The organism is Arthrobacter sp. CAN_A2 (genome assembly GCF_015752045.1).
Taxonomy (GTDB): domain Bacteria; phylum Actinomycetota; class Actinomycetes; order Actinomycetales; family Micrococcaceae; genus Arthrobacter_D.
Genome location: NZ_JADOUS010000007.1, coordinates 232,961 through 244,109, shown reverse-complemented (window position 1 = coordinate 244,109; position 11,149 = coordinate 232,961). Strand labels below are relative to the sequence as shown.

Below are 11,149 nucleotides of genomic sequence, written 5' to 3'. Positions count from 1 at the left end.
TTGGTGGAGAACTGGATGCGGTAGCGCGGTGCATTGTTCCAGGCGTTCCAGGCGAGTTTGATCCCGAATTCGCTCTGCTCGGTGAACTTCAGGCCCGTCGGTGCCGGCGAATCGGTCTTGGTGCCCACCTTGATAATGGCCGAGTACGGGCTAAGCGCAGTCGAGTTGTCGGAGTCGAGCGCTCTGACACGGAAATAGTACGTAGTGTCCTTCGTCAGTCCGGTGATGGTGGCGCTAGTCGTGCCGTACCGGTAGTAAAGGGACCCGGACATGTCGGCCTTGGTGGAGAACTGGATGCGGTAGCGCGGCGCATTGCTCCAGGCGTTCCACGTCAACTTCACACTCGTGAGTTCTTGAGAGGGCGAGGCGAGCCCGGAAGGAGCTGCGTCAGAAGCCAGGACGACTGCGGGAGCCGAAACCACGGTTGCTGCAGCGGCGCTCTGAGCGCCCGCGATGAGCATAAGAATGAGCAACGCTGACACGAAGCGGGCAGCTCTCGTTAGGACCGTACCGATTGAGAAGGGGCTTTTCATGATTCCTCGAGGGCTAGGTATTCCAGAGGTACGCCAGATGAGGCGCGAAGAGGCGAGCAGGAGCTGGGAGAGAAGGAGCAGCACTGTCCGACGTCCCGCCACCCCACGGACGGTTTCAGCAGCCGCAATAAATTGATGTCGCGGAACGCACTGTCTCCACATCCGCTTCGGGCGTGGCTTGCGACGTCGCCACGCCACCACGCAACGTGGAGGTCACTGGCGATGCGTCGTGGAGAAGAACAGGCTCGAACGGCCGCACGGCGTTATGGAGCGTATGCATAATGAGACCTCGCAAAACGAATGTGCCCCCAGCGGGCATGACGCGATCATGGCACTCTATCGCCGGCCGGCTCCTTGAACTGCGACAAAGTTGCCCCAATACTGCGCCCCTACTGGAGAGCCCGCTGAGCTTTGCTTCAGGGGCGTAGTGTGCGTTGACGAAGCAACAATGTCGAAGTTGGCGTTGCCCAGACAGGATTAACTTCTCGGTTCGTCTCAACGACAAGTGCTGGAGGAGCACAATCGTGGAGGTACGTAGTAGTTCACGAGTGGTGACTTCGACGATGGATTGCTAGGGGAGGAACTGGAGCGGCTCCCGCAACGGGGCTTTAGAGAACCACATAGTGCCTCCCGGAAGAGGGCCGTCGCATGCCACGGAGGCTATGGAGGGTCTTGAGTTCAACGAGACCGTACTGCATAGCCTGATGCCGGAATCAGCCTCCGGTCGTTGGCGAAACAGTCAACTCGACATCGATCGTCCGTACATCGGTCGCTAATGGCTGCTTTGCAACATCACGCAAACTCAGGTCGAGCGAGAGCGCTTTCAACCGAAGCCAGCGGTAGCAGCGGGGGCCGTACATATTGTGTGTAGCACGCCAATTGGTGAGATGCCTTTTACCCGACAAGCTAGTGCTGGCCGCAATCAGCGAGCGCTCGGGAATCAAGCATCCACGGTGTACCCACTGGAGCCCGCAGATCATAAGCCCGGCAAGTCCCATCAACTACGCTTCGTATCCTACCAACGCCTTCCGTGGCCTGGCATGGAGAAACAAACGAGATCTGCCATCTCTAATTGTCGATTCTACGTACCGGGTGAGAAACGGTGGAATTACACGGATGCAGTGTTCAGGCTTTTGCACGCTTGAATGAGTGCGGAGGTGGAACAAAGCTAGCTCAGATTATCGTCCTCAAACCGGGGTAAGGCCGTTCATTCAGGAGAAACTGATTCATCAACATCGTCGCTAAATGTAGAGTCATCGGGCTCACATCCGGATGATCATTTATTGCTGGATTGATCGAGTTGTAGAATGCTAATCGATGCCCGATGCGATTCACCAATGTTTTCATTATCGCCGAATGCTGCGGCGACCTCTCCGAGAAGATGACTGATCCTTCGGCTTCACCAGTGAATTTCGTGTCGGAATATCTCAACTTATGCGAAATCAACTGTGCAAAAACCTGATCTTTAGATTCTCTGAAGATCCCACCCAACGTAAAGTGGGAGTCCCTGTATGCTTCGACATAGTATTCATCTGAAACGATCGGATCTACTGAAACAAACTTATACCCCCCGGTGATGCCGTGAAATAAAGCTGCTGTACCACCCTTCGAGGCCCCGTAGAGAACAATGTTGCAATTCGGAATGTTGTGCTCAATAGCGATTTCACTGAGTAAGCGTTGTATCCGCAACGTATTGTTAGGATTCCTGTGCGTGTTCAGATAAAACGCTCCTACTACCCCTCCAATATCAGCTATACGCAAGACGCCTGTGTCCTGGGGAATGTATTTTTGAGCCGACTTGAAGTTCTGCTCAAAGTAGCGCATCATGCTGCTGTTGTAGATGCTGGTACTCATGGAGGAGAAGATAACCAGCAGCTTTGGAATCGGCGTGGAACACAATGGACTAGTGTACGAGTAAACCAAACCTTCGGAGCTGACGGAAAAATCCCCTTGCTTTACACGGTGCCACAAGTCTCCAATAGCGTGATCTTTGACCAACCGTGTTTCCTTTTCGGTCTTGCGGTATACGTAGAAGCCTGCCATTGAGCAACGCACAAGAATCTCTTTTGCATCCTCGGAACGACGAGCGATTTCCAGGATCGACTCGCCTTCGACGCCTATAGACCCATGGGATACTTCTACATACTTCGCTGCTTCGGGTGTCTTATCCAACTCCTCAAGCGTCTCTGAGAGCGGAGCGCTGAGGCTCAGTTTCAAATCGGTCACTTGTCCCCTCCAAGAATAGTCGAAAGGGTTATCTCGCGAAGTGTCTGAAGAGCTTCGACTTCATATGAGGAGTAATCGAACGGGCGAAACTTCGGCCAGTCTTCAATGAAACTCGACATGCCATCGGTGAGACCGTCTTTCGAGTTTTCTACAAGGAGCCCGAATCCACCTTGTAAGATGCTGCGCGGACCGACAACGTCTGTGGAAATCACTGGTACTTGCAAAATAAGCGCTTCGAGCACCGCTATGCCTTGGCCCTCATAGTTCGAAGAAAATACGAAGCAGTCACTTCGTTGGACGATGGGAAATGGGTTGAGTCGAAGGCCCGCGAGGAGAACCGTCGTCGTCAGTCCAAGCTGATCGATCTGCCTCTTCAGGCGGTTCTCTAGAGGTCCGTCTCCGAGGATGATGAGTTTGACCTGCGGATACTCTCGCGAAAGCGCGGCAAAACTGTCGAGCAGTTTCGCATGGTCTTTCTCGGGGGAGAGTCGCCCGGCTGTAACGAAGAGGGTTGAGCAGTCGCCGATCCACTCCTCGATATCATCTGGTACTGGCTCCTGCGCCAGCCGAGTGGTCTCGTCGGCGTTTACGAGATTATTGCTGTGGCGGAATTTGTGCGGATCGAGTCCGAAGCGATCCGATAGTTTCTCTCTATTCTCTTGAGAAACGCTTTCAGTGACAGAGATGAGCGCGTCGAAGCCGGAGTAGAGGCGAAACATTGACTCGAGGTATCGAAAACGGTGCAACCATTCGTTGTGCATGTCGTTATGCAAAAAGATAGACTTAGTGGCGGATTGCGATGGGGCGGATGCAAAGAGTGCCGCCCAGAAGCGGGCGTATCCCTCGAAGCAAACCACGGCATCGAAATGGGCCGTGCCGTACATACGCCGGAATTCGCGCGCGAAGGCAGCATGATAGACGTTCCACTGCTCCTCCGTCTGCAGGTTGCCTTGAGCGTTAAACTTATCGACAATCCAACGCTCCTCGGCTCCGAGCAAGTGTCCCCCTACGCGGGGAAGAACCCGCACGTGCGCAGGATTCTGTTCAAATTTTTCTATTCTTCGCTCATCCGTCGAGATTGCAGATGGCTCGATTGCTACAAAGACCTGTATATCCCTTGGGTCGAGGTGTGAGGTCAGATTGAGATAGGAAGACGTTATTCCGTTGGGAATAAATGAGCCCTGGTAGATCAACATGGTCTGTCGCCCGTCATTAATCCGGGGCATCAACCATTCAGTTGAATCAAAGAAAAAGAACTGCACCGCTCGTTCCGACGATTCACCGCATTCGAGTCCGACAAATTCGTCAGCAATTCGATCCCCGCTGGTGCGGGATGTAAGTGCGCGGCCCAGCGCCGCCTTCAGTTCGATGTCGTTCCGACAAAGCTCTCCGGGCAGCGCCGCAATGTCTAGACACAAGCCTCGTGCCTCGCTGTACTCCTCAAGATCGTGGGCGTAGTACAGGATCGGGCGTCCGGTGGCCATAAAGTCGAACGCAACACTGGAGTAGTCGGTTATCAGAACATCGATGATCGCAAGAAGGTCGTTAGTATCAATGTCGGCCGGAATGAGATGCGCCGCAATGCCAGCTTGATCGAGTAGCGCTTCGGTGACGGGATGCCCGCGGAACAACAGGTGGGCTCCGGAGGAGGCCATCATGCGAAGGTCCGATATCAGTCGGTCGTTGTCCAGTTTCCGGTCGGCAAGTGACCCGCGCCAGGTGGGTGCGTATAGAACGACCTTCTGCGCAGGATTCAGTCCGAGCCTTCGGCGAAGCCGCATGCGCGATTCGTCTGGCGAGTTCACGGTCGCGTCGATTCGAGGATAGCCCGTGACGGCTACGTGACCATCAAACAGTTCGGAGATCTCGTACTTGTCGAGGAGTATCTGAGCGGTGAACTCGTTTGGCGCCAGGAGATGGGTGGTGTGGAGGAAGTTCCGGGTGGCATTCCGGTAGTCCATGAACCCGTCCTTGATGTCACGCCCTAGGGTCTTCATTGGGGTTCCGTGCCACGTATTAAGGTATTTCTGTTCGGGACGGCGAGTGAAATAGGGGGGGAACGTGTTGTTGTTTATGAGGTGACCAGCCGAGGCCAAGTAACGCAGGTACAGGTCGCTGTCGCGCGCAGCAAAGACCACGTTCGGCAAGCCGCGGAGTTCTTCCGGGATCCTCGCACGGTGATTGACGACCCAGACATGGGTCTTGTCTTTGAACCGGTAGTCGTGGAGGACAGCCCGAAATATATTGAGCGGGTTACAGCCGACTGAATTGCCTTGGCTGCTCTCATAGAGGATGACGTCCTCTTGGATCGAAAGTGTCTCCAGGTACTCTACGTAGATCATGGACTGCCGCGTCGAAGAGTCCTTCAGATAGGGTGCGGTGTTGACTCCGTGCGGCCGCTTTAAGAGGCGGGTCTCACGCAGGGCGGCTGTTGCGTCTTCGAAGCGGCCGATCCGCCAGAGTGATGCCCCGAGGGAGAAATACAGTTGAGGCTGGTGTTTTTCCGATCGCTGCGTTGCCGCCCAATATGCTTTAACTGCGGTTTCCTGGTCTCCCTGCGACTCCGCGAACCGGGCCAGCAGGACGCATTGCTCCCATGTCTGCGCGCATAGCGCGGTGCGCAGTCCGTCCGACAGGACACCGCTGACGTAGGCATTCACCGCGAACGCTGGATCCTGCTGCGCTGGCTCCGGGACGGCTCTCGCACCTAGGAAGGCCAGGCAGGCCTCCTCGAATCGATCCGCCTGGGTCAGGACGCAGCCGAGCCTGTAGGACCAATATTCGTTAGGTGCTGCTGAGAGGGAGAGGGCGTACGTGTATGCATCCGCAGAAGTGGACCAGCTACCGCTTCGTTCGAGTGAGAAGCCCAGCCGATAGTGCCACTGCGCCTGCGACGGATCGAGGGCTATAGCCGTCCTGATTGCACCAGCTCCACCTTGCCAGTCGTAGCAGCGCTGCAGGGCGAAGCCCCAGTGATAGGCAAGTTCCGCGTCAGCCGGGTTGTGGCGAAAGGCTGCTTCGTAATGTGTGGCAGCGAGCCGCCACTGTCCCTTCTTCTGGAAGAACACTCCGATTCCGAACCGCGAGGATTGCAGTTCCTTGTCGGCCGCGATCGCCTGTTCAAAGTGCCGTTCCACAACGTGGTCCGAGCCTGCCAGATGGTGTGCCCAGCCTGCCTGGAAGTGAAGCTGCGCGTTCTCCGGGACCAGACGCGCGGCGGCCGCATAGTTTTCAGCCGCCTCTGCGTGGCGATTCATGAAGAACAACGCGTCGGCGAGTGCAGTGAGCCACTCGGAGTCCTTATTGAAGAAGGGTTTGCCAGCCGTGAGAACATCAATTTCCTGCCACTTCGGGGCCTTCCGCTCCTTGAGGAGGAGCCGACGCTCGGCGAAGACTGCTTGCGATTCAGCTAGCTCGGCTCTTTCTGCCGCTAGCTGTCGATCAGCCTCGGCAGCGACGGAAGCGAGTCGGTGCTGCCAACGATCGTGGTCCGGTTGGAGGCGGAGGGCTTCGGCATAGTGCTCCCGTGCAACCGTGAAAAGTCCTTGCTTCTCCCGTACATAGCCCAGTCGGTAGTGCCACCGAGGTACCGACGGATCAAGTTCCAGCGCCGCCGTGACATGCCGGGCAGAACCCTCCAGATTTCCTAAATGGAACTGCGCGTGCCCCAGCTCGAAGTGGTCCTCCGGTGAAATATCGACGCCAAGGGACAGGTGGGCCGCCAGTGCGTTCGCGATGGCCACCCAGTCACGTTCGCCTTCCGTCCGGTGGATGGCGTTGTGACGGGTTGTCCCGTTTGTCATGAAACTCCTCGTGAGTCAGCGCGATCGAGGGAGTCCGATCGGCCTGATTTCCAATGTGAACGGGTCTGGTACTAGGGAGCGATTTACGTGCGGAGTGCCTCGCGCACGGCACCGACCGGAAGCGCGTCAACCACTCGCTGCGTCGCGGAGCCGTCGCACATCGGCGCGTACGTCTCCACGAACTTTTTGTACCGGTCGGCGTATCGCATCCTGATGGACGGCAGGGACTGGATGGCGTTGACGACCTCGGGTGTCGTCATGAGCAGCGGCCCCGGAGCCTGCTCCTCGAGATCGAAGTAGAAGCCACGCGTGGAATCGCGATACTGCGCGATGTCCGGGGTCAGGAAGATGATCGGCTTGCCGGTCACGCAGAAGTCGAACATCACCGATGAGTAGTCGTTGATGAGGACGTCCGCAGCGAGGTAGAGATCGTTCACCTCAGGATACTCGGTGACATCGATGACGAAGCGGTTGCCGGCGGTTTGGCGCTGACTGGCAATGTTGTGGTGGCCGCGCAGCAGGATGACGTAGTCGTCACCCAGCTGTTTCTGAGCGGCCTCAAAATCAAGGTAGGTGACCAGCTCATACTGCTTCGACGTGTTCTTGGCGTCGTCGCGCCAGGTCGGTGCGTACAGGATGGCCTTCTTGTCCGCGCCGATCCCGAGGAGGTCGCGGACGGCGGAGCGGCGAGCATCGGCATCGGCCGTCTTGAGGGAATCGTTGCGCGGATAGCCCTCGGCGATGACGGGTCCGGTGAAGCCGAAGCAGGTAGCAAGCACGTCGGCCGCATAGGGATTCTGTGCGAGGAGGGCATCCCAGTAGCCGGCCTCCCGATGCATGAGATTCCAGTAGGAGAGCGAGAAGTTGGTTCGTGCGACGTCGTTTCCCAGCTTCTTCAGCGGTGTGCCGTGCCAGGTCTGGATGTACGTCTGACCCTCCCGCTTCCGGAAGTAGAAGGGGAAATTATTGTTGTTGACAAGCAGTCTCGCCTCGGCCAGCAGTTCGTACCAGAGTCGTGAACCGATCAGGACAGGCTGCGCGCCGTCCGGCACGGTCACCGAATAGTCGGCGATGGCCCAGTACATGTCACTGGTGACCCCGCGACGCTGGAACTCCTCGAAGATGCGGCGGGTGCTGTCAGTGGCCCGTCGCCCTCCGAAGCACATGAACAGGACAGCATCGCGCAACGGCAGATCGGCCTGGCTGACGGCGTCGCGCAGCGATTGCTGATTGAACCGTCCAAGCTCCTCGGGCGCAAGGGGCGGCCGGAAATGGACGGTCAGCGCTCCTGCCACGGCTGTCCTGCTCAAGCCGACCTCGAGGCCATCGCGAAGCTCGCGCGATGGCATGGTGCCCTGCATAGCCGGGGCGGCTGGAATCCAGTACCCCGCGTCGTCCTCGGACTTCTGCGGGATATAGCGAACGCTGTACGCGCCGGCTTCGGGCACGATTTCCTGGCCGCTCCACGGAGTGGACATCAGCGGAAAACGGACGACGAAGCGATTGCTGCCCTGATTCCGCGTCACATTCAGGGACACCTGGTCCGCGTCGATGACCGATTTGCCACTTGAGAGGACAAGACGAGGCGCGTGGATACTCGTGAAGTCGGCTGTTCCCTCGAGAGTGAGGTACCGGCCGTCGTCGGACACGATCACGCTATCCGCTTCGACGCGGTACCGGCGCTCCTCGAGGGCAAGAAAGCCGTAGCCGGTGAGTTTGAGGCGCAGACGACGGGTCCGGTCGACCTGATCCTCGAAGGCCAAGCTGTCGGGGCGCCACGCGATCGGCTGGGGCGTCTTGAACCCGCTGTCCAGTCGCAGGTCCCACTGGTGCTCCACTCGGGGGGAGGCTTCGGCCAACAGGCGTGGAACGACGACGCGGTAGTCCGCGACATTGCCCCGGACGTCCACGCAGACAGCTGTCTTCCTGATGGCCAACTTCGTGCATTCGACGGTGATCTTTGACGCCAGGGGAGCCGAGTGGGCCTCCACCGTGATGGTCAGGGTGCGCCCCTCGAGGGCGACGCTCGTTGCCGAATACATCGGCGCGACCCGCACCAGCGTCAATCCGGTCCCAGGTTTGAATTCGACAGCGACCCGGCACTCACCATCGATGGGAGAAATGGGCACCGACCCTGCAGCCCCTGTCATCTCCCGGCGGGTCATGGGCGATTCCAGGACGCGGTCATAGGCCGTCAGCCGCAGCTTGACCCACCATGATGATGCCGTTGCGTCATCGGCGAGCAGCATCGACGGATCGATGCGGGCCGAGAAGCCGCTGTCCGCGTAACTCGTCCAGTTGTCATTGGCGTCCCAGTCGATACGGGGATCCCGGTGCCGCTCGACGACGAGCGTGCGAACCTCGGCGCCGTTCGGGTCCATGACGACAGCCTCGATGCTCAGCGCCGCGTTCATCGGATCAATCGACGGGATGTAGGCATGCCCGGTGATCTCGAGGCTGCCATCGACGTTCCACGCTAGTTCGGTGATCTTGCTTGTGACTCTGAGATCCACGTCCTGGCAGGCGAGCAGTTCCTTCGCCGGTTGCCTTGCCAGCTCAGGCAGGTACGGCGGTTGAGCCAGGAGCATCCCGTCGTCGGACGTCGTGGCGAAAGTCGATCCGAGGTCGCTGCGCGAATCGCAAATGGCAACGACATCGGCGCGGTTGTCGTCGAGCACCGCCGCGAGGATGAGCCGATTGTGCAGGCGGATATCGTGCCAGGCGATCGGTCCGAGTGCAGCCAATGCCTGTGCGCCGCGGACCAGGAGGGACCAGTGGGCGTCATCCGTGCGGGGCACGACCTCGTAGAACGGGAAGAGATCCTCACCGAGCAGACGCGTGAGCAGTCGCCCCATCAGTTCCGGTGAAGAGCTGACGGAATCGGCGGTCAGGACCCGGGTCGTCCGACGGAGGTATTCGTCGAGGATCGCCGTGCTGCACAGCTGTTCACGGGTCAGTGTGTCACCACCGCGGTCACCGACGACGTCGCTGACCTTGCGGGGGATCAGGTCGATGTTCTCTGCTCGCCGGTAGGCGGTTCGTACAACCTCGGCCTGCCAGAGCTCGCCGTCTAATTCGATTCCAGCGAGCTCCTCGAGCCAGAAGGACCTCGTGAAGACTTTGTTGCTGAGGTACAGGTCGCCGGCGAGGCCCGGTGAGTGTTCGAGCGTCGTGGTCAGGTTCTCGGTACCGAGGACGGCGCTCTGTGCCGCCGGGGTGACGAATTTCGTACCTTTGCGCACCCCGACCGTTCCGACCGCCAGATCCGACCGGCTGGCTTTGAGGGACTTGATAGCCGCATCCATTGCACCCGGAGCGAGAACATCTCCGGCGCTCAGGGACATCACCCACCGGGTTGTCGCTCCTTCCACCGCCAGCAGGCGGGCAGCCGGAGCTGAGAGTCCTGCGGAGGCCTGGAAGGTGACCCGGCCATCGCGCTTCGTGTACGTAGCGGTCATGCCGGCGATGGCATCGTCGCCCGTGGTGTCCACGACCACGACTGCCAGAGGCGCGAACTTCTGGCGGAGGATGCTCTGAAGCGTGCCGGCCAGATCTTGCGCCGCATCCGAGACGACGACACTGATCGCGATGACTGGCTTTTGTGCCGGTACGGCAGGGCGTGCGTTCCCTGACGAGAGCGTCGATACCCGGCGCTCGACCTTGGCCACATCAGCCGGATGGATGGCCTGCCGCAACTTCGTGCGTTGTTCAGCCGGCAGCTTCTGCCATGCGGTGCGCAGTTGCCGTTCGGCCACCCGACGGATGCCGGATACTGCGTCGTCGGCGGTGGTCCAACGTGCCATAAGTCGATTGTCCTTCGGAGGGTGGATCAGGCGTTCGCGGGCACTCTGGCGTCCAACTCTTCGTTGGCCCGCTCCAAGTCATCGGCGAAATCGACTTCGACGGCATAGAAGTTGCTGATATCGACCGGCGTGTACTGGACGCCGTCTTTGGTGATGGTGAGCTCCATGGCCCGCTCGAAGTAGTCCTGATCGCCGACCTGCGCCAGACGCTTGATCAGTTTCTTCTTGTCCTTGGACGAGATGTAGTTGATGCCCACTGCTTCTCCGAGGGCTCCTTCGACGGTCTTGGACAGCTGTTCGATGTGCCCGTTCTCGTCAACGGTGTACTTCACTTCCTCGTCGCTCACCGAGGACATGTCAACAGAGACGAAGGAGAGATCCTGCTCGATGAAAGGGCGCAGGTAGTTCACGATCTCGGGTGCGAAGACGACGTCGCCGTTCATCCACAGCACGCCGCCCTTGGTGGAGTTCCGGAGCGCCTTCAGGAGGCTCTTCGAGGTGTTCGTCTGATCGAAGGCCTCGTTGTAGATGAAGGATGCATGGGGGATGTGCTCGAGGATCATCTCCAGCTTGAATCCGACGACGATCGACAGGCGCAGCTTCTTCTTGAACTCGGACGTCAGGTTCTGCACCTGCTGCTGCATGATGGTTCGTCCGTCGCTCAATTCGGTGAGCGGCTTGGGGTGGGGGCGTGCGAGTCGTGTGCCCATACCTGCCGCAAGAATTACTGCCTGAACCGTCATGAGTGATCCCGTCGAATGTTTCGCCATTGGAGAGGGAACAT

Annotated in this window: 5 protein-coding genes; all 5 read right to left on the bottom strand. The window is 58.8% G+C overall.

Annotated elements, in window-relative coordinates; translation table 11 throughout:
• Positions 1–533 (bottom strand): fibronectin type III domain-containing protein (locus tag IWX63_RS11550; RefSeq protein ID WP_199278298.1); only part of this gene is annotated, 533 nt, incomplete at its 3' end.
• Positions 534–1,706: 1,173 nt separating this feature from the next.
• Positions 1,707–2,759, bottom strand: coding sequence for an XcbB/CpsF family capsular polysaccharide biosynthesis protein (locus IWX63_RS11545; RefSeq protein ID WP_199278297.1), 1,053 nt, complete (start codon positions 2,757–2,759; stop codon positions 1,707–1,709).
• Positions 2,756–6,562 (bottom strand): CDP-glycerol glycerophosphotransferase family protein, encoded by a 3,807-nt coding sequence (locus IWX63_RS11540; RefSeq protein WP_199278296.1) that lies wholly within the window; start codon positions 6,560–6,562, stop codon positions 2,756–2,758. The genes IWX63_RS11545 and IWX63_RS11540 overlap by 4 nt, the downstream gene beginning before the upstream one ends.
• Before the next feature lie 83 nt (positions 6,563–6,645).
• On the bottom strand, positions 6,646–10,365 hold the full coding sequence (locus IWX63_RS11535; RefSeq protein WP_199278295.1) for a bifunctional glycosyltransferase/CDP-glycerol:glycerophosphate glycerophosphotransferase: 3,720 nt from the start codon (positions 10,363–10,365) through the stop codon (positions 6,646–6,648).
• Positions 10,366–10,391: 26 nt separating this feature from the next.
• Positions 10,392–11,108, bottom strand: coding sequence for a phosphocholine cytidylyltransferase family protein (locus IWX63_RS11530; protein WP_199278294.1), 717 nt, complete (start codon positions 11,106–11,108; stop codon positions 10,392–10,394).
• Positions 11,109–11,149 lie beyond the last annotated feature (41 nt).

What these genes read in the sequence shown, in the direction of transcription:
- IWX63_RS11530 (WP_199278294.1), bottom strand. Translation starts at nt 11,108, where the DNA reads ATGACGGTTCAGGCAGTAATTCTTGCGGCAGGTATGGGCACACGACTC.
- IWX63_RS11535 (WP_199278295.1), bottom strand. Translation starts at nt 10,365, where the DNA reads ATGGCACGTTGGACCACCGCCGACGACGCAGTATCCGGCATCCGTCGG.
- IWX63_RS11540 (WP_199278296.1), bottom strand. Translation starts at nt 6,562, where the DNA reads ATGACAAACGGGACAACCCGTCACAACGCCATCCACCGGACGGAAGGC.